This window comes from Zunongwangia endophytica (genome assembly GCF_030409505.1).
GTDB lineage: Bacteria > Bacteroidota > Bacteroidia > Flavobacteriales > Flavobacteriaceae > Zunongwangia > Zunongwangia endophytica.
Genome location: NZ_JAUFPZ010000002.1, coordinates 3,992,734 through 4,015,051, shown reverse-complemented (window position 1 = coordinate 4,015,051; position 22,318 = coordinate 3,992,734). Strand labels below are relative to the sequence as shown.

General features: G+C 35.6%; 17 protein-coding genes. 8 read left to right on the top strand and 9 right to left on the bottom strand.

Features of this window, described 5'->3' with window-relative positions:
- The first annotated feature begins 89 nt into the window (after window positions 1-89).
- The 5 genes from QWY91_RS17605 (at window position 90) to QWY91_RS17585 (ending at window position 7,610) form a co-directional block, all read left to right on the top strand.
- Window positions 90-1,847, top strand: a complete 1,758-nt coding sequence (locus QWY91_RS17605) for an ABC transporter ATP-binding protein (RefSeq protein WP_290236813.1) — start codon at window positions 90-92, stop codon at window positions 1,845-1,847.
- 76 nt (window positions 1,848-1,923) lie between these two features.
- Window positions 1,924-2,301 carry a PUR family DNA/RNA-binding protein gene (locus QWY91_RS17600; protein ID WP_290236812.1) on the top strand — a complete coding sequence of 126 codons (378 nt, stop codon included), beginning with the start codon at window positions 1,924-1,926 and terminating at the stop codon, window positions 2,299-2,301.
- A gap of 78 nt (window positions 2,302-2,379) precedes the next feature.
- Window positions 2,380-4,899 (top strand): M14 family metallopeptidase, encoded by a 2,520-nt coding sequence (locus tag QWY91_RS17595; protein ID WP_290236811.1) that lies wholly within the window; start codon window positions 2,380-2,382, stop codon window positions 4,897-4,899.
- Between the two features lie 232 nt (window positions 4,900-5,131).
- A complete protein-coding gene (locus QWY91_RS17590; RefSeq protein ID WP_290236810.1) occupies window positions 5,132-6,895 on the top strand; it encodes a TrkH family potassium uptake protein in 1,764 nt (587 codons plus the stop codon).
- Window positions 6,896-6,902: 7 nt separating this feature from the next.
- Window positions 6,903-7,610 carry a potassium channel family protein gene (locus tag QWY91_RS17585; protein WP_290236809.1) on the top strand — a complete coding sequence of 236 codons (708 nt, stop codon included), beginning with the start codon at window positions 6,903-6,905 and terminating at the stop codon, window positions 7,608-7,610.
- A gap of 6 nt (window positions 7,611-7,616) precedes the next feature.
- Here QWY91_RS17585 and QWY91_RS17580 read toward each other — a convergent pair whose 3' ends face one another.
- A complete protein-coding gene (locus QWY91_RS17580; protein WP_290236808.1) occupies window positions 7,617-7,952 on the bottom strand; it encodes a tRNA-binding protein in 336 nt (111 codons plus the stop codon).
- A gap of 67 nt (window positions 7,953-8,019) precedes the next feature.
- Between QWY91_RS17580 and QWY91_RS17575 the strand changes: the two genes are divergently transcribed.
- Window positions 8,020-8,580, top strand: coding sequence for a thioredoxin family protein (locus QWY91_RS17575; protein ID WP_290236807.1), 561 nt, complete (start codon window positions 8,020-8,022; stop codon window positions 8,578-8,580).
- A 150-nt stretch (window positions 8,581-8,730) separates the two neighbouring features.
- A complete protein-coding gene (locus QWY91_RS17570; protein WP_290236806.1) occupies window positions 8,731-9,372 on the top strand; it encodes a peroxiredoxin in 642 nt (213 codons plus the stop codon).
- 66 nt (window positions 9,373-9,438) lie between these two features.
- On the opposite strand, the gene QWY91_RS17565 is transcribed toward QWY91_RS17570, so the two are convergent.
- From QWY91_RS17565 to QWY91_RS17545, 5 genes are all read right to left on the bottom strand, one after another.
- On the bottom strand, window positions 9,439-10,371 hold the full coding sequence (locus QWY91_RS17565) for a peptidylprolyl isomerase (RefSeq protein WP_290236805.1): 933 nt from the start codon (window positions 10,369-10,371) through the stop codon (window positions 9,439-9,441).
- A 44-nt stretch (window positions 10,372-10,415) separates the two neighbouring features.
- Window positions 10,416-12,041, bottom strand: coding sequence for an amidohydrolase (locus QWY91_RS17560; protein WP_290236804.1), 1,626 nt, complete (start codon window positions 12,039-12,041; stop codon window positions 10,416-10,418).
- Window positions 12,042-12,136: 95 nt separating this feature from the next.
- Window positions 12,137-13,261 carry a hypothetical protein gene (locus QWY91_RS17555; protein WP_290236803.1) on the bottom strand — a complete coding sequence of 375 codons (1,125 nt, stop codon included), beginning with the start codon at window positions 13,259-13,261 and terminating at the stop codon, window positions 12,137-12,139.
- A 219-nt stretch (window positions 13,262-13,480) separates the two neighbouring features.
- Complete coding sequence (locus QWY91_RS17550) at window positions 13,481-15,214, bottom strand: TonB-dependent receptor (protein ID WP_290236802.1); 1,734 nt, start codon at window positions 15,212-15,214, stop codon at window positions 13,481-13,483.
- A 33-nt stretch (window positions 15,215-15,247) separates the two neighbouring features.
- The gene (locus tag QWY91_RS17545) at window positions 15,248-18,271 is read right to left on the bottom strand and encodes a tetratricopeptide repeat protein (protein WP_290236801.1); all 3,024 of its coding nucleotides are present in this window, start codon (window positions 18,269-18,271) and stop codon (window positions 15,248-15,250) included.
- A 253-nt stretch (window positions 18,272-18,524) separates the two neighbouring features.
- Here QWY91_RS17545 and QWY91_RS17540 point away from each other — a divergent pair, with 253 nt between their 5' ends.
- Window positions 18,525-19,208, top strand: coding sequence for a cell division ATP-binding protein FtsE (locus QWY91_RS17540; RefSeq protein WP_290236800.1), 684 nt, complete (start codon window positions 18,525-18,527; stop codon window positions 19,206-19,208).
- 253 nt (window positions 19,209-19,461) lie between these two features.
- Here QWY91_RS17540 and QWY91_RS17535 read toward each other — a convergent pair whose 3' ends face one another.
- From QWY91_RS17535 to QWY91_RS17525, 3 genes are read right to left on the bottom strand one after another with little or no spacing between them, the layout of a single operon-like run.
- Window positions 19,462-20,469 (bottom strand): transporter family protein, encoded by a 1,008-nt coding sequence (locus QWY91_RS17535; protein ID WP_290236799.1) that lies wholly within the window; start codon window positions 20,467-20,469, stop codon window positions 19,462-19,464.
- Window positions 20,447-21,505, bottom strand: a complete 1,059-nt coding sequence (locus QWY91_RS17530; protein WP_290236798.1) for a cytochrome-c peroxidase — start codon at window positions 21,503-21,505, stop codon at window positions 20,447-20,449. Before QWY91_RS17530 ends, QWY91_RS17535 begins: the two co-directional genes overlap by 23 nt.
- Complete coding sequence (locus tag QWY91_RS17525; protein WP_290236797.1) at window positions 21,498-22,295, bottom strand: MbnP family protein; 798 nt, start codon at window positions 22,293-22,295, stop codon at window positions 21,498-21,500. The genes QWY91_RS17530 and QWY91_RS17525 overlap by 8 nt, the downstream gene beginning before the upstream one ends.
- Window positions 22,296-22,318: the final 23 nt, after the last annotated feature.

The window sequence follows — 22,318 nt, the reverse complement described above, 5'->3', positions numbered from 1 at the left end:
ACGCTGCAAAAATAAGAATATTTTAATTTCACATCATTAAATAATGGTTAAAATATCATATTCTTAAAAATAAGAGATCTATTTTAAAGATGAAACATTTAAGAACACTCAATAAATTCTTTCTAAAATACAAGTGGAAATTGCTAATTGGATTAGTGGTTACCATTATTTCGAGGATATTCGGACTATATTTTATTCCACTTGTTGGTAATTCTACCGATGCTATCGAGCAATATGTTAATGGAGAACTTACCAACTATGATGCGTTAAAAGCAGAGCTTATTAAGAATATTTTATTGCTGGTTGGTTCTACCCTAATTTCCGCATTTTTCACCTTTTTAATGCGACAAACATTTATCGTCGTTTCCAGACATATCGAGTATGATCTAAAAAATGTGGTTTTTAAACATTATCAGGAATTATCACTTAATTTCTATAAGAAGAATCGTACCGGCGATTTAATGAATCGTATTAGCGAAGATGTTACCAAAGTAAGAATGTATCTTGGCCCTGCGATAATGTATACGGTAACCACGCTTACCTCAACTATTGTGGTATTAATCTTTATGATACGGGCCGCACCAATTTTAACGCTATATACGGTAATTCCTCTACCAATACTTTCTTTTGCTATCTATAAACTTAGTGTTTCGATACAAAAGCGCAGTACGGTTGTTCAGCAGTATTTATCTAAATTAAACACCTTTACACAGGAAAGTTTTAGCGGAATTGCGGTTATCAAATCATACGGATTAGAGCAGCAAACCGACGATAATTTCACCGATCTTTCGAATACCAGCCGAGATAAGAATATTGATCTTGTAAAAGTTCAGGCATTCTTTTTCCCGCTTATGGTGTTACTTATTGGTATTAGTAATGTACTTGTAATCTACGTTGGCGGGCGACAATATATTACCGGGCAAATTGATAATCTTGGCATTATTGTAGAATTTTTACTTTATGTAAATATGCTTACCTGGCCGGTAGCTTCTATTGGTTGGGTTACTTCTTTAGTAAAACAAGCTGAAGCCTCACAGGAACGTATCAACGAATTTTTAGATAGTGAGCCAGAAATTAAAAATCATAAAGAAACCGAAGACGAAATAACAGGTAAAGTCAACTTTAAAAATGTGACCTTTACTTATGATGATACTAATATAACCGCCTTAAAAAATGTCTCTTTTGAAGTGAACCAGGGAGAAACTTTAGCGATTATTGGTAAAACAGGTTCTGGTAAATCTACCGTGCTCGATCTTATTGGGCGTCTTTACGATGTAGATAAAGGTGCTATTGAAATAGATGGTAAAAATGTTGAGAACTTAAATTTAGATAATCTAAGACGCAGCATTGGTTATGTTCCACAAGATGCTTTTCTATTTAGTGATTCTATTGGTAATAATATCAAGTTCGGAAAAACAAACGCTACCGACGAGGAAGTTGTAAAAGCTGCAAAAACGGCTTCTGTTCACATAAACATCGAAGGATTTAGCAAAGGATACGAAACTGTTCTTGGAGAACGCGGAATCACCTTATCTGGCGGACAAAAACAAAGAGTTTCGATCGCAAGAGCTATTATTCAGGATCCACAAATCTTGTTATTTGACGATTGTCTTTCAGCAGTAGATACAGAAACTGAAGAAGCTATACTTAGCAATCTGTTCCAGATTTCGAGAGAAAAAACAACAATTATTGTGAGCCACAGGATTTCTTCAGCTAAAAATGCTGACCGAATAATTATTCTTGAAGATGGCGAAATTGTAGAACAGGGCACACACGATGAGCTAATTAAAAAAGAAGGCTATTATAAAGAACTGTACGCAAAACAGTTAAATGAGAAAGAAATGTGAAAATTTCTTGTAAAATGTTAATTTTTTTTAGATTTTTGAAGTCAACTATACTAAACCATTTAAAGAATTTTATTTTATGAGCGACAAGGGATTGATGGAGAAAGAAGAAATATTCTCTAAAGTATTAAGAGCAGGGAGAAGAACTTATTTCTTTGATGTTAGAGCGACTCGTGCCAACGATTACTACTTAACTATCACAGAAAGTAAGAAATTCACAAATGATGATGGATCCTTCTATTACAAGAAGCACAAAATCTACCTTTACAAAGAAGATTTTGCAGGATTCAATGAAATTCTTCAGGAAATGACAGATTTTATTCTTGATGAAAAAGGTGAAGAGGTAATTAGTGAGCGTCACCAAAAAGACTTCAAACCAGCTTACGAAGGTACCGGTGCAGTAGAAGCAAAAGCTGCTCCAGAGAATTTTACCGATGTTAGCTTTGATGATATTTAAAAAAAGTTTCTATAAATTACAAACCGCTTCCCAACCAGAAGCGGTTTTTTTGTTTCATACCTCAAACCAAATAACATTATGAGCAGAGTTATTACGCTTTTACTACTAATTTTCTCAGTTGTTTCGCAGGCGCAAGACTTCGATACCTTAAGCCTCGATTACTATTTACCAAAAGACATTACTTATAATCCTGAAATCCCCAAACCTCAGAATATTATCGGTTTTGTACCCGGCCAATGGCATGTAAGCCATGATCGCCTTGTAAATTATATGACTAAACTTGCTGAAGTTTCCCCACGCATCAGCTTAGAAAATCGTGGTACGACTTACGAAGGCAGACCTTTATTATTACTGACAATATCTTCGGAAGAAAACATTAAAAACATAGATCAAATTCGACAAAATCATAAAGCTTTAGTTGAAGCAGGATCAGAAGATGTGGACATCAAAGAAATGCCGGTTGTCGTAAATCAGGGTTTTTCTATTCACGGAAATGAACCTAGTGGAACCAATGCTGCTTTAGTTGCTGCTTATCATTTAGCTGCTGCCGAAGGTGAAGAAATTCAAGAATTGCTAAAAAACACAATCATTCTATTTGATCCTTCTTTTAATCCAGATGGTCTGCAACGTTTTGCATACTGGGCAAACACTAATCGAAGTGCCAATATTAATGCAGATCCACAAGATCGCGAATACGACGAAGTTTGGCCTGGTGGGCGTACTAATCATTACTGGTTTGATCTTAATCGGGACTGGCTGCCAGCACAGTTACCAGAATCTAGAGCGAGAATCAAAACATTTCACGATTGGTATCCTAACATTCTAACCGATCATCACGAGATGGGTTCTAATTCTTCATTTTTCTTTCAGCCGGGAATTCCATCAAGAACACATCCGCTAACGCCAGATCTAAATCAGGAATTAACTCGAGAAATTGGGAATTATCATGCTGAAGCTTTCGATAAATTAGGAAGTTTTTATTTTACTGAAGAAAGCTACGATGATTTTTACTACGGAAAAGGCTCTACATTTCCAGACATCAACGGAAGTATCGGAATCTTATTCGAGCAAGCCAGTTCTCGCGGTCACGCCCAGGAAACCGATAACGGATTATTAACTTTTCCTTTTACCATTAGAAACCAATTTACTGCAGCACTTTCTACTTTAGAAGCTGCTAAAAACATGCGAGTAAAATTGTTGAATTATCAGCGTGATTTTTATAAAAATGCCAGAAATTCTGCCGGCAAAGGAGAATGGGCTTTTGGGAGCAGCAAAGATGCAAATTCAGCTTATTATCTAGCTGAAATTATGAAAAGGCATCAAATTGACATTCACCCTGTAGAAGAAGAATTTACCGAGGACGGAAAAACCTACAAACCGGGTTCTTCTTATATCATTCCGAAAAATCAACGCCAGCATCGTTTGGTAGAAGCCATGTTCGAAAAAAGAACCAGTTTTGAAGATAGCTTATTCTATGATATTTCAGCTTGGACGTTTCCATTAGCTTTTAATGTAGATTATACCGATAGCGCTTCTTTAGCAAATGCAGGAGATAAAATTTCAGCATTAGAAAAACCAGAGATTCCCTCCGTAGAAAAAAGCGATTACGCTTACGTTATGGAATGGCACGATTACAATGCGCCAAAAGCGCTAAATATGATCTTAAACAAAGGATTACGAGCTAAAGTGGCGATGCAGGAATTTGGAACTGCAACTAATAAATATGACTACGGAAGTATTATGATCCCGGTTCAGAATCAAAAGCTAAATAAACAAGAGCTTTTCGACTTTATAAAATATGTTGCTGAAACATCCAATATTGAAATCGATGCAGTCGGTACAGGGTTAACTTCAGGAATTAATTTAGGAAGTCGTTTTTTCCTTCCGTTAGAAAATCAGGAAATTGCGATTATCGTTGGTGAAGGTATAACTCCTTACGATGCAGGAGAAATCTGGCATTTATTCGATCAACGCTATGATATTAAAGTCACAAAATTGAATACCCGTAATTTTGGCCGTGCCGATCTTAGTCGTTACACCGATATTATTTTAGTGAATAGTTGGAGATCTGCACTAGACGAGCGTAATACCGAAAAACTTAAAACCTGGATAAGAAACGGCGGGACTTTAATCGCTTATAGAAATGCTTCTAGATTTTTGACCACTAATAAACTACTTGACTTAAAAATAAAAAGTAGTGATATAGAAGCTAAGAATGTGAGCTTTGAGCAACGTCGTGATTTTTATGGCGCACAGGGAATTGGTGGAGCTATTTTCGAAGCTAAATTGGATCGCTCCCACCCTATAGCTTTTGGATATACCAGCGATCATTTAGCTTTGTTTAGAAATACAACTACTTTTATTGAAGCAGACGATCAAAGCTATAATAATCCAATCCAGTATACCAATGATCCGTTATTGAGTGGATATATAAGTGAAGAAAAGAACGAAGAAATTAAAAACACTGTTCCTTTCAAAAAAGGCAGTCTTGGTAGAGGAAACGTCATCTATTTTACAGATAACACTAACTTTAGAGCTTTTTGGTACGGAACCAACAAATTACTGATGAATGCCATTTTCTTTGGTGATCACATGTAAGAAGAAGTTAGAAAACTACAATCCTGAAAACTCAAATTAGATAAATAGGGAGCTCTTTTTATAGCGCTCCCTTTTTATTTCTACTCCTATAGCCGAGTTTCGAAATAAATTTTGGTTTTATTTAAAGCAAACTTCCTCGCTATTTCTGCATTTCTATTTATCTTGCGCTGAATTTAAAGGTCTTCTAAGCACTTATTAGAAACCACTAAATACTACCTAATTTAAGTAGTGTATGAGTAAATTTAAGATTTTAAAGTACCTAAGAAGATTTTCTTTTTGGCTAAGCTTTTTTGCGGTAGTTGCGGTAATTTTCGATTTAGGTTTTTCACACGATAAATTTATTAAGGTTGAAATAAGGACGTTTTATTTTATCGCTCTTCTTTTAGGAATTCCCTCGATAGCCGTAAGATATTTTATCTCTAACGAAACATTTCATAAGAAAGTAAAGGTTTTTGATACCATTATTTTCAGTCTTTTTACTTTGCTTGCACTTGCTCAAATTGATGGAATACGAGAAAACATTACGTTCTTTGAATTCTTCAATAAAATGGGCTGGATCTATCTGGTTCTTATCGTTTATTTTGTTCGGGAACTTTCTCGATTCGAATTAAAGATAAACCGGAAAGATATTAACCCTGCGCAATTATTTATATTAAGCTTTTTTATATTAATTTTATTGGGCACCCTTTGTCTAATGCTACCAAAAGCTACGCACGACGGTATTTCTTTTCTGGATGCTTTATTTACATCTACCAGCGCTGTTTGCGTTACAGGTTTAATTGTGGTTGATACCGGAAGCTATTTTACCCTATTTGGACAATCCATTCTCTTAATATTAATCCAGTTAGGCGGATTAGGAATTATGACTTTTGCCAGCTATTTCAGTTACTTTTTTAGAGGAAGTACTTCCTACGAAAATCAATTAATGATGAAAAATGTAACCGATTCTGAAACCATTGGCGAAGTTTTTTCAGCATTAAAAAAGATTATATTTATCACCTTTATATTCGAGTTTATTGGCGCTGTTTTTATTTATTTCAGCCTGGATTCAAAATTATTTGATACCGTTGGGGATCGCGTTTTCTTTTCTATTTTTCATACAATTTCGGGATTCTGTAATGCAGGTTTCTCTACTTTAGAATATAGTTTGTATCAACCAGAATATCGCCTAAATTTTCCATTGCATATTATACTTGCCGTATTGTTTATTTTAGGTGGTTTAGGATTTCCTATTGTTTTGAATATCTACAAATTCGGAAAGTATTTTATAAAGAAGAATTTTCTGCGTTTTAAAAGACCAGACCAGCCGGTAAATATGCCTTGGGTTTTAAATTTAAATTCAAGAATTGTACTGGTTACCACTGCTGTTCTATTGGTGGGCGGAATGGTATTTTTTATGTTTTTTGAATACAACAATACTTTAAAAGATTATAACTTCTTTGGAAAGTTAGCGGCATCATTTTTTGGGTCTTCCACTCCCAGAACAGCCGGTTTTAACTCGGTAGACATGGGAGCGCTTAATTTTTCTACCATCATGGTCATTATGTTTTTAATGTGGGTGGGAGCTTCACCGGGATCTACCGGTGGTGGTATAAAAACAAGCACCATTGCCATCGCGACGCTTAACTTTTTAAGCTTAGCAAAAGGAAAAGATCGTGTAGAAGTTTATAACCGAGAAATTGCACATAACTCTTTGCGCCGAGCTTTTTCTATAATGAGTTTATCGATGCTTTTTGTTGGTCTTTCGATTTTAATGATTTCTTATTTTGATCCAGAAATGCACCTTTTGGATGTTGCTTTCGAATGTATCTCGGCTTATAGTACCGTTGGATTAAGTTTAGGAATTACCGCAAGTTTTTCCAGCGCTTCAAAAATAGTACTGGTAGCAACCATGTTTGCCGGTAGAGTAAGCATGCTAACGATTATGGCAGCATTCCTTGCCGATGTAAAACACTTAAATTATAAATACCCTACAGAGGAAGTTTTAATTAACTAATAACATTATGAAATATATCATTATTGGATTAGGAAATTTTGGTTCATCCTTAGCTCAAAAGCTAACCGCACTAAATAATGAAGTTATTGGTGTAGATCTACGCATGGATCGTATAGAAGCCATAAAAGATAAAATTACGCATGCCATTAATCTTGACGGAACCGACTCTGCCGCGGTATCTAACTTACCTTTAAGAGATACTGATGTGGTGGTCGTAGCGATTGGGGAAAACAAGGGTGCTAACGTAATGGCGACTGCATTAATGAAGAAGCTGAATGTAAAAAGACTTATTAGCCGGGCACAACAAGGTTTGCAGGAAATGGTTTTGGAAGCGATGGGTGTAGATGAAATTATACATCCTGAAGAAGAAACTGCCGAACGTTGGGCTAAAAAACTGAACATGCGAGGTGTTATCGACAGTTTTGAGCTTAACGAAGATTACGGGATTATCGAAATTCAGGTGCCTAAGCAATACGACGATAAGATGCTAAAAGATATTCGTTTTAGGGAAGATTATAATTTGATAATTCTTACCACAATGAAAATCACCGAAGGTAAAAACGATCTTGGAGCGACGAAAAAAATCACCAATATCAAAGGAGTTGCTTCCGCAGAAACAAAACTCTATAAAGATGATATTATGGTAATCTACGGAAACAAAAAAGACATCAGAAAACTCTTAGAAGATCAAGAGAAAAACGAGAGACATCAATAATCCATTTTAGCCAATTCTTAATCCATTTTCTACATTTAAACCAGGTTCTATTAACGTGATATCATTATGTTCGCCAACGGCGCCCATAACCAAACATTCGCTCATAAAATTTGCAATTTGCTTATCAGGAAAATTAACTACCGCAATGATCTGTTTGTTCATTAAATCTTCTGGTTTGTAATTGGTGGTAATTTGGGCAGAGGTTTTCTTAAAACCAATATGTTTACCGAAATCGATTTTCAGTTTATAGGCTGGTTTTCTAGCCTCTGGGAATTCGATAACCTCAATAATTGTCCCCACTCTCATATCTACTTTCTCAAAGTCTCTCCAACTTATTTCCATAGCATTTGTATTTCTCTGGAAATTTAAATATTCTAGAATAGAAATTTGTAAATTTAAAGTAAAAAATATGTCACGCACACCATCAAATATGCTGGAACTTGGAACAAAAGCACCAGCTTTCGAATTACCAGATACCGTTACCGATAAAACTTTCGATTTAGAAGCGCTAAAAGGACCAAAAGGAACTTTAATAATGTTTATCTGTAACCACTGCCCTTTTGTGAAACATGTAAACGAAGAAATCACAAAACTAGGTGAAGAATATCAGGGAAAAGGATTCGGAATTGTAGCAATTTCGAGTAACGATGTGGAAAACTATCCACAGGATGGCCCTGAATTAATGAAGCAAAATGCTAAAGATGAAGGCTATACTTTTCCTTATTTATACGATGAAGATCAAAGCGTAGCCAAAGCTTACGATGCAGCCTGCACACCAGATTTCTTTCTTTTCGATGAAAATTTAGAACTTGCCTATCGCGGTCAGTTAGATGATTCCAGACCTGGAAATGAAAAACCCGTTACAGGCAAAGATTTAAGAGATGCTATGGACGCTATTTTGGCGGGCAATAAGGTTTCTGAAGACCAAAAACCAAGCATCGGCTGCAATATTAAATGGAAACAAGCTTAACTAGTCGAAATTTGATATAATTCAACTAATTTTTTACTGAAATATGAAGCGCAGGTTAAACTTTTCATAAACAGTAATTATCCTATAGATTTAATAGGTTAATTAATTTGATTTTCTTTAATTTTGAATAGGTTTAAAAAAGATGAAATTATGAGCAATATAAGATTAGGTGATACAGCACCAAATTTCGATGCTGAAACTACTGAAGGGAAAATAAACTTTTATGATTATCTAGGAGATAGTTGGGGAATCTTATTTTCTCACCCATCAGATTATACACCGGTGTGTACAACCGAGTTGGGTACTGTAGCGAATTACAAAGCTGAGTTCGATAAGCGAAACACGAAACCAATTGCTTTAAGTATAGATGATTTAGAATCGCATAAAGGTTGGGTTAAAGATATCGAGGAAACTCAGGAAGTTAAGCTGAATTATCCAATCATAGCAGATGAAGATAAGAATGTATCTAGCCTTTATGGGATGATTCATCCTAACGAGGATAATAAAGCTACCGTAAGATCTGTTTTCATTATCGATCCAGACAAAAAAGTAAAGTTAACGCTTACTTACCCACCAAGTACTGGTAGAAATTTTGAAGAAATCTTACGTGTAATCGATTCTTTACAATTAACTGCTTATCATAAAGTAGCCACTCCAGCAAACTGGAAACATGGTGAAGAGGTGGTAATTAGTCCTGCGGTTTCTAATGCAGATGCAAAAGACTTATTCCCAAAAGGATTTAAAGAAGTAAAACCTTATTTAAGATTAACTCCACAACCAAATTTGGATTAATTGAAATCATAGAATAAAAAAAAGGCTGTCAAACGACAGCCTTTTTTTATTCTATGATTTCATGAATTATTTTACATCCATCAATTCAACATCAAAAATTAAGGTTGCATTTGGCGGAATTACACCACCTGCACCACGCTCACCGTAACCAAGATGAGAAGGAATTACAAATCTTGCCTGGTCACCAACTTTCAGCATTGAAATACCTTCGTCCCAACCTGCAATTACGTGACCTACACCAATAGGAAATTCTATAGGCTCATTTCTCTTATACGAAGAATCGAAAACAGTACCATCTGCCAAACGACCTTTGTAATGCACAGAAACAGTTTTTCCTTTTTCTGCTTTTATACCGTCTCCTTGTTTTTCAATTTTATAACGTAATCCACTTTCCGTTTTCTCAAAACCTTGTGCTAATTCACCAAGCAATTCTTCTTGCTGTTTTTTAGCTGCTGCTTCACGCTCAGCTTTCGCACCATTAAATTTACGAAAGCTTTCCACTGCATTCCAGTTTTTAGCCGCTTCTCCTTCGCGAATAATCTCTAGCTTTTCAATCTTATCGCCTTGCGCAATTTTATTTACGATATCCTGTCCTTCTACAACGCTACCAAAAACAGTATGTTTACCGTCTAACCATGGAGTTTCTACATGCGTAATAAAAAACTGACTCCCATTAGTACCAGGACCAGCATTAGCCATTGATAATTTCCCCGGTGCATCGTGCACAAGATCTGGGTGGATTTCATCTTCAAATTTGTATCCAGGACCGCCAACACCTGTTCCCTGTGGATCTCCTCCCTGTACCATAAAATCTGGTATTACACGGTGAAATTTCAATCCATCATAATATGGTGTTCCTTGTGGTTTTGCTTCGTTTTCTAAATTCCCTTCAGCAAGACCTACAAAATTCCCTACCGTTCCTGGAGCCTTTTCGTATTCTAATGCAACTAAAATTTCACCTTTTGTAGTATGAAACTTAGCGTATATTCCGTTATCCATTTTTTAGTTTTTTAATTTCAGCAAAGATACTGTTTTCTGTTTTTTTAATATACTTTTTCTCCGCCTACATAAGTTCCCTTCACTTTTAGGTTCGGGATCTCAGTTGCTTCGACTTCCATAATATCTTTGTCAAGTATGATAAAATCAGCAAACTTTCCTTTTTCAATACTTCCTTTTTCATTTTCTTCAAAATTCGCATACGCTGCCCAGATGGTCATCCCTTTTAAGGTTTCTTCGCGACTAAGCGCTTCTTCCATCATAAAACCGCCCTCGGGATAATTCTTGGTATCTTTTCTGGTAACCGCAGCATAAAAAGTCAAAAACGGACTCACCTGCTCTACCGGAAAATCTGTCCCCAACGCTACTATTCCAGACTGGTTTAACAACTTTTTATACGCATAAGCGCCTTCTTGTAATCGTGCTGATCCCAATCGATCTTCTGCCCAATACATATCACTGGTGGCATGAGTTGGTTGTACTGAAGGAATTATATTTTTACTGAAATATTTAAAATCTTCGTCATCAATTATTTGTGCATGTTCTACACGCCATCTGCGATCGGAATCATTCTTCAGTAAAGAATCATAGGTTTTTAATACCACGTAATTTGCAGAATCACCAATCGCATGCGTGTTTAATTGATATTTTGATTTTGCTACTCTGGCAGCTACATCTTTGAAATCCTCGACAGGAGAAAGCAAGGCTCCAAAATGATCGTGACGATCACTATATTCTTCCTTTAAAGCTGCACCTCGAGATCCTAGTGCTCCATCTCCATAAAATTTAACCGAACGCACATTCAGGCGATCAGATTTATAAGGCTCTTTATCTAGAAAAAAGTCGAGATTCGCCTCGGTATTGCTAATCATCGCGTAGATTCTCATCTTGAAATTATCGTGTTGCTGCAGGCTATCCATTAATTCGATTACAGGACGATCGATCCCAGCGTCCACTACCGTAGTTAAACCATACTCGAAACACATTTTTTGTGCAGTCATAAGTGCCTTCGACATGTCTTCTAAACCAGGTTTTGGTTGAGCATCAAAAATTAACTGCATAGGGTTGTCCACTATTATCCCGGTTAATTCACCATTCTTCTGTTCGATATCGCCTCCTTCAAAAGGAGTTTCTGTAGTAATTCCTGCTTTGTCTAAGGCAGCCTGATTCACTAAAAGCGCATGTCCGTCAATTCGGCTTATAGCAATAGGGGTATCGGGGAATAATCGATCTAAAGTATCCTTGGTTGGGAATTCTTTATTCTCCCAATCGTTTTGATCCCAACCGCCACCGGTAATAAAATCTTTTCCATTTTTTTGCTGAAATTCGACGATTCTCGCTACGACATCTTCAAATCTTTTAGTACCAACAAGATTGACCATTTGCTGCTGAAGCCCCAATCGATAAAAATGTGCATGTGCATCTATAAAACCTGGATATACTGCTTTTCCTTCAGCATCTACAGTTTCCCGAGCCTCGTATTTTGAAGTAATTTCTGAAGTAGTTCCAATTGCTTCAAATTTGCCATCTTTCACTGCAAATGCTTCAGCCATAGAAAAACCCTCATCAACAGTATATACTTTGGCATTAGTTACAATCAAATCTACTTTCTGTTTAGAATTACAGGCAAAGAGACCAATTGCTAATATTAAAATTGTAAAAAATTTATGCATAGTTTAATTTTAGATAAGTGTAAAAATAAAAAATGCACCTCAGCTAAGGTGCATTTGATTAAAATTATATGTGTTAGAAATAATTAATTATATTTTTAACCTGTTATTCCCTGGAAAATCGCATCGCGAATACTCTTATTTGCTGCTGCGGCAAGCGCTACAGAAATAATTAATCCTAAAAAGGCATAGGCAAAATCTCTTCCTATTAATCTGAAAGCTTTGTTTCGATGTTTTTTACCTTTTTTCTTACGAGCCAGACTTATTGCGATTTCTCTACCTCCAATAACTCCAAGAAATACCCATGTAGTACTCATAGGAACGGTACTGATAAAAAGCTTATAAATCAATAATATCACATAGGTTAAATCTACCAAAGTCGCTGCACGAATATCTGAGATTCTTGATTTTTCGCTTACCACTTCCTGAATACGATCTCCACGTAAATAGAACAACAAACCAAGACCTAAGAATATGGTGGTTGCAAATATGATAAACTGAAATACACTTTGATGTCTTGGTAAAAATACCGCAATATTAGCACCATCCTGCATTACCCAAACGGCCCAAAGCGAACCACTAACGATCCACTGTACTGCCATCCAACCGGTATGTGCTTTCCTGCTTTTAAAGAACTTTCTAATGGCATTATACGATAAATACCACACCGCAAAAGACAATACAAAGGCCATTACGTAACCCGATAAACTTTTACCTATAACTGATGTAATTCCGGACGTATCGGCACTAAAAACGCTTAAAATAAGGAATGTGGTTGAAACCGGCATTCTCATTCTGGTAAGTATCAGCAACACTAAAGGTGCAATAATCTGGAAGAAGCTAAACTTATCTGGATGTGGATAATCTGAAGTACCATCGGGATTTAAGAGTCGTTGGTAAGTAACATCACCATCATTAATAACAAAACTCCAGGTGACAGTCACTAAGAAAATACTTCCTACAAAAATCCAGAGAATCCACCATTTTCGTGTCTTATTACTTTCAATAAAAGTTCCTAAAGATTGGATACTGTCGTTTGCTACGGTCGCATAAGCTGCAAAGAAAAAACCTACCCACATTGCTGCTCTACCGTAACCAGTAGAAATTCCCGCAACGATAATTCCTACCATGATAATCCCTAAGAATGTTCTCTCTTTTACAAGAAAGTCCAGGATGTTTAGATAAGGTCGATCCCGGTTAATTCGTTTGAATTTTTTAGCCATTAAATTCTATTACGTTATTGACAAATTTGGATACAAATTAACAGACAAACCTCGTTAATTTTAGTGATCCAATGTTTTGTTATTGTTATCAATTTAGTAAGGCAAAACTAAGAAGTTTTTAAATTGATTGTAAGAATTATAGCAGATATTTATAGTCTTTTAAAATAAAAAAGGCGACCAGATAACCTGATCGCCTTTTATTACTTATATAACTAAATCTTAATTATAATCGAATTTATAAGTGACACCCCCTAAAATCTGAATGCCCTGAACCTGAAAATCGCTCCATCGCTGATAATCATTATTTAAAAGGTTGCTCCCTTTAACAAATGCGGTAAATTGATCGTTAATTCGATATCCTACATGTGTATTAGCATCAAAATAACTATCTAAAGTAATTGGTTCTCTATCGATTCCGCCATCTACTGGTCGGTTATCTACAATACTCATCGCTTCTCGTTGCCCCACCAAAAATAAATTAGCTCCTGCATACCATTTATCTGTGATCTGATAATCGGCGGTTAATTCGGCGTTATATGTTGGTAGATTCCAAGCTTCTTGCTGAACATCGGTATCATAATCAAAAAATTCTCCGGTGATTCCTAATCTAAAATCATCGCTTACATCTACACTTACATTCGCAAAAAACGAAAGCGTTTTTACATTATCATACACTACTCCGAATGAATTTCCATAAGCATAGCCTTCCATTATGGTAGGATCGTAAGCATTTTTCACAAAAAGTGGCTTTACATCTTCAGCATTATAACCTCCTCTAAAATTATAAGAAACAGTATTGGTTAATTTCCCTTTAGCTCCTAGATAGAAGTTATATAGATTATCTGTTGGTGCTACCGCAGTCGTTGGAGATACATATGGATTTTGCTGCACAAAGTTGTAATATGAATTCTGCTTTAATCCACCTTCTAACCCAGCATAAGGCGTAAAGTAATCTTCTAACAGTTTATAACTAGCAGTTACTTTTGGATAGATATAAAAGTTACCATCACTATTTTCTATATCTGAACTATAGAAAAATGCAGCACCTAAATTTAAAGTTAGGTTATTTCTCAAAATTAGTAAGCTTGGGTTAATTCCTAAGTTTAAAAAGCTATACTTATTTTCTATATCTGCAGTATAAAATCTATCTGTAGATCCATTTACAAAGTTAGCCTGAACATCGGTAGTAATTAATTCATCTAAAATATTAAATTCAAGCGTACTGTTTAGATCAATTTTTTGTTCTGAAGTTCCAGAAGCATCTCCGGTTTGACGAATTTCCAGATCTGCACCTTTAAAGAAAGAATCATAAAATTCGATATTACCGCCACCAAAAACTGAATAATAGTTTTGTTGAGGATCGATAGAAAGAATTTCAGAATCAGTCATTGGTAATGCGTCAGAAACACCATACCAGTTAAATAACTGATGTTCTACTCCCAGTTCTGTATTCCAGGCAAAGTCACGATCTTTGCTTCCGTAGTTAAGATTAAGCGATGTATCATAGAATTTATTATCTAATAATACTCCGTCTATTCCTCCTTGCGAGGAGTTATGAAGCAAATAAACGCCAAAATTTTGATCACGATTTACTTCGATATTGCTATAGAATTCAGCTAAAACATTAGTGTAATTCCCAATACCTAAAGTTGCATAATTATCGTACGCTTTTGGTGCGCGTTCTCGCTCTACTCTGGTTGCTCTACCCTTTACCGGTGTAAAGGTTGATGCTACCGGAACAGAGAAAATGTTATATTTTACTGATCTTTTTGTGGTGCTTACCGAATCGGCTTTTCCCGGTACCGCTTTTATTTTAGAAGCTTCCCTAACCGATGGTGAATATGGTTTTACCACCGTTACTGTTTCACTGTCGATTGGATCCTGAGCAAATGCAAAGCCGCTCACTAAAAACAGACATAAAAACAAGCTTCTTTTTATTGAAACAAATTTCATATATGATTGCTTAAATTGTTGTTGGGTTATATTTTAATTGTTTCCGGTTTGTACTGAAGAATTTGTTTTAGCCTCTTCAGCTTTAATTTTAGAAAGCTCTTGTTTTGCTTCCTGAACGATTTCCGGATATTGGGCAAAATTCTTAACTACGTTATCTAAAACATAAGTTGCCTGATAAGCATCCCCAAGAGCATAAAAGTTTTTTGCCATAAGCACTAAACCTTTCGCTCCCCATTTTTTATATCCAGAGAAATCTTTAGCCAATATCTGTACTGCAGCATTTGAAGCTTCGTAGTTATTGCTTTTATTTTTGAAATAAGCATCATAGTATAAAGACTCTGCCGCTAATTCTCCCGTTGCCGTTTTCTGAACTTCAGCATAGGCTTGTTTCGCTTTAGCTTCATTACCAGATTTAATTGCAGATCTCGCAACGATTAGCTGTGCATCTGTTTTTGCCTGTTTATCTGCTTCAGTATTCGATAGCACTTTATCTGCATAAGCTGCAGCCTCGCGAGGCTGATTCATCTCATCATAAGATTTCATCAAATTCGACTGTGCATAAATGGTATTTTGGGTATCCCCTGCTACTTTTTCTAAACGCTGCAATAATGGTACTGCTTCCTGATATTTAGACTTTTCAAGATAAATTTGAGAAAGTCGTGCTAAGGATTGTTCAGTAAATTCATTATTCGGTTTATCAATCACATATTTAAAATGCGAAACCGACGCATCTTTTGCTCCTTCACGATACTGAATCTCTGCTAAATAAAAATTAGCGTTAATGGCATGGATTCCGTTAGGAAAGCTTTTTAAATACTTTTCAAAATTTGATTTTGCCTGCGAAGTATTATTTGCCAAATATTGATTTTCGGCAGCTTCGTAAGTAGTATTATCCAAATCGGCATCGGTTACTTCAACAAAGTCGATATTCTTTACCCAACTTGCATACTCGTCGGTTCTTCCTAAATCTACATACACATTTCTAGCTGTAGAAACTGCTTCCATAGCTTCCGGAGTATTTGGATAATCATTTACTACTTTTTTAAATCGGCTTAAGGCTTTTTCGCCTTCATTTCCGTTATAATAAATTAATCCCTGTCTCAACATTGCTTTTGGTACCAAAGCGCTTCCCGGCACTTCTCTAATCAAACGATCGTAAGTTGAAATTGCCTGAGAGGTATTATTGGTAGCTACGTAGGTATTTCCTAATTCGTATAACGCATCGTCTCGAAAAGCAGATCTTGGATAACTGCTATTAAATCCTGAAAGATCTTCAATTTTACGTTCATTACGATCTACAAATCCATAGCTAATTGCTTTTTGAAATGCTGCATAATCTGCATTACTAACACCATTTGCGATCGCCGAATTATACGACTCCATTGCCGGCCAATACTGGCTATTCACAAAATAGCTATCTCCCAATCTTAAGTAAGCGTCATTTCTTTTAACCATGTCATTTTGGTTATTTTCAGCATACTTTTTAAAATAATCGATGGCACGTGCGTATTCGTTTTTCTTGAAATACGCGTACCCAATATTGTAATCTAAATCGGCTTTTTCTTCGGTTCCGGCTGCGGCGCTCATTCCGCTAAATTCCTTATATCCGATAATTGCATCATCGATTTTATTCACATTAAACTCGCTTTCCGCTTTCCAATAAGTTGCTTTTGCAGTTATTTTTGGGTCACGCGGTTCTTTTAAAGCTTTATCTAGGTTCTTAATCGCTTCATTATAATCACCTTCTTCGTAAAGTTGGATTCCGTAGTAATAAGCAACTTTCTGATAGGCTACTTTATCAGCAAAATTTCTGTTATTTTCCAAAAGCTGCATCGCTTCTTCGAAATTCCCGGAGGTTATAAACGAATTAATTAAAAGTTCTTCTGCTTCAGCCTTATTTGCCGAATTTGGATACGTTTCTAAGAAAGTGATTAGCACCTTCGACGGACTCTCGTAACTATTCCCTATTTCGTAACCCAGCTTTGCGTAATTCAGCATCGCATCTTCTTTAATTTTCGCATCAAAATCCATTTCACTGGCATTTTTAAATGCATTTAAAGCTTGCTGTTTTTGGCCAGATTCTAAATAAGATTGTGCTAAATGATAATATGCGTTTTGCGCAATCGCGTTTTTCCCGTCAATAATTTTATTGAATTCTGAAATAGCATTGGCATAATCACCCTGCTTATAGTACGCGTAACCTAATTGGTAATAATCGGTATTATTCCATTTTCTTCTTACGCCTTCGTATTCCTTTAAATAAGGAATTGCCTGATCGTATTGTTTAAGGTTGAAATAGCTTTCCCCAATAATTTTATTAAGCTGTGATTTTTCCATCACATTAGATTTTGGAAGCTGCTCTTTACCAAGCTGTATCGCTTTCTCAAAATTCCCTAGCTTAAAATTCATGTCGGCCTGGTAGTAAGAAAGTTCTTTACCATAACGGGAATCACCTTTTACCTCATCAAAATATTGATTCGCCTGATCATAATCATTAGCCTCATAAGCCATGTATCCTATATAATATTTTGCCTGCGCGCCATATTCTTTAGAATCGATAACACGGTTAAAGTAATTTTTAGCCTGATCTAGATCATCGGTTTGAAAATAAACATATCCTTTATTAAAATAATATTTATCCATGTCGCCACGGCTAATACTCTTTTCGTCTACCATATCGTACCACTTGCGTGCTTGTGGATATTTACCGGTATTAAAATAATACGTGGCTACATCCTGATAAGCAGAATTTGTTTTTGTACTGGTAGGGTATCGGGAAACAAAGCGCTGCATAAGTTCATCTGCTCCGGGCTGGTTAAGCCTTACAGCAGCATTAGCCACATAGTATGCACAGTCGCCTTGAATTTTCTCGTCAGTTGCTTCTTCTTTCACATCTGCAAAAATCTTTTGGGCTGCCAGATACTGCTCATTATTGTACAGTTCTAACGCCTTATTAAATTTTACAAGATCATTGGTGTAAATGGCCGATTGCTGGGAAAAACCAAGGCTGGCCACGAATAAGAAAACAACAAATAGGTAAGATTTGCCAGTTGTCATTTATAGTTTTTTAAGTTTGATGATCAAAGATAATTTAATGCTTTATTTCTAAACGCGATTTAAACACTATAATTATGTTAATGATAAAAAAAGTAATTGCGCAGTGCACTAAAACTGTATATTTACCCGTAATTTTATATTCTGAAGTCACTTTTTCGACTTCAAATATTTAAGGCTGAAACATCATTAAGATTAGAAAAATTAGCAATGTTTTTTTTAGCCTGAATTATTTATACTGAAAAGTTTTTGATCTATGTCTAATGTTGTTCTTGAATTGAAAAATGCCGCTATCTACCAAAGAGAGAATCTTATTCTTTCTGAAGTTGATGTGACTGTAAATAAAGGAGAATTTGTATATCTTATTGGGAAAACCGGTACCGGTAAAAGTAGTTTTATGAAAACGCTTTACGGAGATTTGCCGCTAACTGAAGGTGAAGGGAGCATCGTAGACTTTAATCTTAGAAAACTTAAAGAAAAAGACATTCCTTATTTGAGACGAAAATTAGGAATCGTTTTTCAGGATTTTAAATTGCTTACCGATCGTAATATTAAAGACAACCTATTGTTTGTACTGAAAGCTACCGGTTGGAAAGACAAAGCCAATATGGATCAAAAAATTGATTTTGTTTTAGAGAAAGTAGGCATGAAAACCAAAGGATTTAAATACCCTTATCAATTATCTGGTGGAGAACAACAACGTGTTGCCATTGCTCGTGCCCTTTTAAATGACCCTGAATTAATCCTGGCCGATGAGCCTACCGGAAATCTAGACCCACAAACCTCTGTTGAAGTGATGCAGGTTTTACAAGAAATTAGCCGAAACGGAAACACCATTTTAATGGCAACTCATGATTATGCGTTGTTATTAAAATATCCTTCAAAAACACTTAAATGTGATGGGCAACGCGTCTTTGAAGTGGTACAGAAAACAGTGTAAGTTAGAAATTAGATGTTAGATCGCTTCGCTGTTAGAATTTAGAGGATAGACTATTATTTTAAAAAATTAATTTCGGTGTCATCTCGACCGCAGTGGAGAGATCTTTTTTTAGTTTGCGGTTAGAACGGAGAAAATAGAATAGAGAGAAGTTAGAAAACTTTTTATTCTAACCTTCTAAATTTGGGAGACGATTTTATATAGAAAAAGCTGCTAATATTAATATTAGCAGCTATTTTTATTCAATATTATGAAATTACAATACGTAATTAAGATGGATTCCTAATCGCATTTTAGCTTCAACATTTCCTGCATTTAAGTTTTGACTCACAGGAAGCATAAGATTTACTCCTCCTGAAATTTTACCATAATTCGATTCGACTCCTATTCGGCTAAATAAAATATCGCCTTTGGTATCTTTAACAGGCATACCATAACTTTCATTTTCCCCAAAAACTTCTCCTGAAAGACCCAAAATCGGTGTTATAGATATTGGCGTAAACGTTTTTGCATTCATGGTCATGAAGCTACGGTAAAGATTTAAGCCATAAGTAAACTGATCTCCAAAATGGTAATTTTGTTCGTTTTCAGTCTTAATAGTATAATTCGCAAGTGCTCCCAATCCCCAATTATTATAGGATATAGAATAGTTACTTGCCAAAAGAATATCCCAGCTTCCTGTTCCTACCTGAAAACTTGGATTTACACTTCCCTCATTATTGGATCTTTTGTATTCTCCTGTAGGTAACTTCACTCCTGCTCCAACTTCAAGGTTATGTTTAAATTTTGTTTGTTGTTCAGGTAAAAATCCATCTAATTTTGGTGAGATCAGCTTATAAAAACCAAGAATACTAATATCTCCCAAGCCATTAATATCCTGAGTGCTTCCGTCGTCAAATTCACGATTGTGAAAATGGTAAGGCACAATTACATTGACTTTAATTTTTGTAGTTACCGGAATTCGTGTCCAGGCTTGCAGCGTATTAAAATTTTCATCGATCCATGGGGAATTATTATAAATTCCATCTTTAGATTTATATTGTTGATGGATATAACGTAGGCCTGCAAAATCACCATTTCCGATAGTACCGTAACCCATACTACCGCCACTACTACCGCAGCCGCATACATCACAATCATCGTATTCAAAATTGAAATTCGAGAATACGGCAGTAGAATCTTTTGATGTTTCTGCTTTCACTAAAGAGAAGCAAAACATTATTATTATCGATAGTGTATATTTAGTACTCTGTAAATTCTTCATTATTCAAAAAAGTTTCATCTGTTAGGGTATTTAAGAATGCGATCAATGCTTTTTTATCTTCTTCATTTAAATCGACTCCCAATCGTCCATTTTCTTTCAAAATTGGATCTAAAGTTTTAGAATCTTTTATTTCAGTAGCATAAAAGTCTAGAACTGCTTTTAAGTTATCTAAACGGCCATCATGCATGTAAGGTCCTGTGACCGCAATATTTCTTAGTGTTGGAGTTTTATATTTTCCAATATCATCGGGATTACGCGTAACACGAAATCTCCCTAAATAAATTTCATCCTCGCCAACATCGGTAAAATCTTCATCCAAACCATTATTATGATAGTCATTATCAGTAAAGAGTTCGGGTTTGTGGCACGCTGCACATTTTTGATTGAAAAGTTGAAATCCTCTTTCTTCTACTTCATTAAAAACCGCATCCTTTTCTCCCCGTACCACATAATCATATTTACTATTTGCTGAAACAAGTGTGCGTTGATATTGCGCCAATGCTTTCATCACCAAATTAATTCGAATCTGACTATCGAATGCATCTTGAAAAAATAAAGGATAATATTGATCATTTTTCAAATCCTTTTCCAATTCATCCAAATTCTGAAACATTTCGTCTTTATGTCCTAATGGAGCAAATGCCTGAGATTCCAAATTTGCCGAACCTCCATCCCAGAATAAACCATTGTCGGCCCATGCAAGATTTATTAATGCTGGTACGTGCCGCAGCAATGGATTTCCAGAGATTCCTTTAGTACTAAGCGTGCTCCCTTCTGTAAAAGCTAAAGATGGAACGTGGCAACTTGCACAAGAAACCTGATTATTACCAGAGAGTCGAGTATCAAAAAATAGTTTTCTACCAAGAGCTACTCCAGCTTCAGTAATTGGATAATCCGGTTGTTGTGGTAAAGGAGGAAAATTAGCAGGAACCTGAAGTACATCATCAGGTTCCTGCGGTATATAAATTTCATCTTTATTACAGCTAAAAAGGATACAACCACTTAATACTATAATAAATAGAGATTTTCTACTCATTACTTAATGACATCCAGGTAAAAACTTTAGTCTCGAAATTTGTTGCCATCAATTCCATAGCTTCTGGAGTAGCAGCACCAATTACTGGTGTTTCCTCTATATCAATTCCATCTAAAATAGCAGCTATATCTGCTTTTAACTGGATCTTACCTGTGCTAGTTCCATCGATTTGAAGCGCATCTTCTAAATCTATTGTAACTGTTTTATAGTTATCGTTTAATCCTGTTTCAAAAACTAGATTATTGTCATTACCCGCTTTATTCCCTTTAATTGAAGCGAAAATGTAACTAGTATGCCACATCCAAGAAATATTAGTCATTCCATTTAATTGAGATAGTTCTCCTGCTTGTAAACTTAAGTTATCATTATACACCTGATCTACACCAACAGAAAATTCTATATCGGTATAAGTACCACCAGGTACACTTGCAATATTGATTACATCTCTATTTTTAGCTGGATACTCGTACGCCCCATCCTGAATGCTAATTGCACCCGTTTCCTCGATTAGAAAGTAGGACTCTGGAATTTCTATACTTTCACCATCGTCATTAATTAATTTAATATTACTTATCCAGTAACGAACCTGAGATAAACTTACATCTTCTCCGTTTACTGAATATTCTTTATCAAGCTGAAAATCTTCATCTCCAACCATATTATTAAAAGTAATATCCAAACTCCCAGCACTTACGGAAGCGTCTAAATTATTAACATCATCATCACTGCTGCATGCCGTGAATGCTATTAATAATGAAAATAAGATTGCTGATTTTATAATTGATTTCATGTTTTTGTGTTTTTGTGTTTTTA

Excerpts from the sequence above, each read along its gene's own strand:
- QWY91_RS17555 (WP_290236803.1), bottom strand. The coding sequence starts at position 13,261 with ATGGCTAAAAAATTCAAACGAATTAACCGGGATCGACCTTATCTAAAC.
- QWY91_RS17585 (WP_290236809.1), top strand. The coding sequence starts at position 6,903 with ATGAAATATATCATTATTGGATTAGGAAATTTTGGTTCATCCTTAGCT.
- QWY91_RS17605 (WP_290236813.1), top strand. The coding sequence starts at position 90 with ATGAAACATTTAAGAACACTCAATAAATTCTTTCTAAAATACAAGTGG.
- QWY91_RS17545 (WP_290236801.1), bottom strand. The coding sequence starts at position 18,271 with ATGACAACTGGCAAATCTTACCTATTTGTTGTTTTCTTATTCGTGGCC.
- QWY91_RS17565 (WP_290236805.1), bottom strand. The coding sequence starts at position 10,371 with ATGGATAACGGAATATACGCTAAGTTTCATACTACAAAAGGTGAAATT.
- QWY91_RS17600 (WP_290236812.1), top strand. The coding sequence starts at position 1,924 with ATGAGCGACAAGGGATTGATGGAGAAAGAAGAAATATTCTCTAAAGTA.
- QWY91_RS17540 (WP_290236800.1), top strand. The coding sequence starts at position 18,525 with ATGTCTAATGTTGTTCTTGAATTGAAAAATGCCGCTATCTACCAAAGA.
- QWY91_RS17595 (WP_290236811.1), top strand. The coding sequence starts at position 2,380 with ATGAGCAGAGTTATTACGCTTTTACTACTAATTTTCTCAGTTGTTTCG.
- QWY91_RS17575 (WP_290236807.1), top strand. The coding sequence starts at position 8,020 with ATGTCACGCACACCATCAAATATGCTGGAACTTGGAACAAAAGCACCA.
- QWY91_RS17570 (WP_290236806.1), top strand. The coding sequence starts at position 8,731 with ATGAGCAATATAAGATTAGGTGATACAGCACCAAATTTCGATGCTGAA.
- QWY91_RS17525 (WP_290236797.1), bottom strand. The coding sequence starts at position 22,295 with ATGAAATCAATTATAAAATCAGCAATCTTATTTTCATTATTAATAGCA.
- QWY91_RS17590 (WP_290236810.1), top strand. The coding sequence starts at position 5,132 with ATGAGTAAATTTAAGATTTTAAAGTACCTAAGAAGATTTTCTTTTTGG.
- QWY91_RS17550 (WP_290236802.1), bottom strand. The coding sequence starts at position 15,214 with ATGAAATTTGTTTCAATAAAAAGAAGCTTGTTTTTATGTCTGTTTTTA.
- QWY91_RS17580 (WP_290236808.1), bottom strand. The coding sequence starts at position 7,952 with ATGGAAATAAGTTGGAGAGACTTTGAGAAAGTAGATATGAGAGTGGGG.
- QWY91_RS17530 (WP_290236798.1), bottom strand. The coding sequence starts at position 21,505 with ATGAGTAGAAAATCTCTATTTATTATAGTATTAAGTGGTTGTATCCTT.
- QWY91_RS17560 (WP_290236804.1), bottom strand. The coding sequence starts at position 12,041 with ATGCATAAATTTTTTACAATTTTAATATTAGCAATTGGTCTCTTTGCC.
- QWY91_RS17535 (WP_290236799.1), bottom strand. The coding sequence starts at position 20,469 with ATGAAGAATTTACAGAGTACTAAATATACACTATCGATAATAATAATG.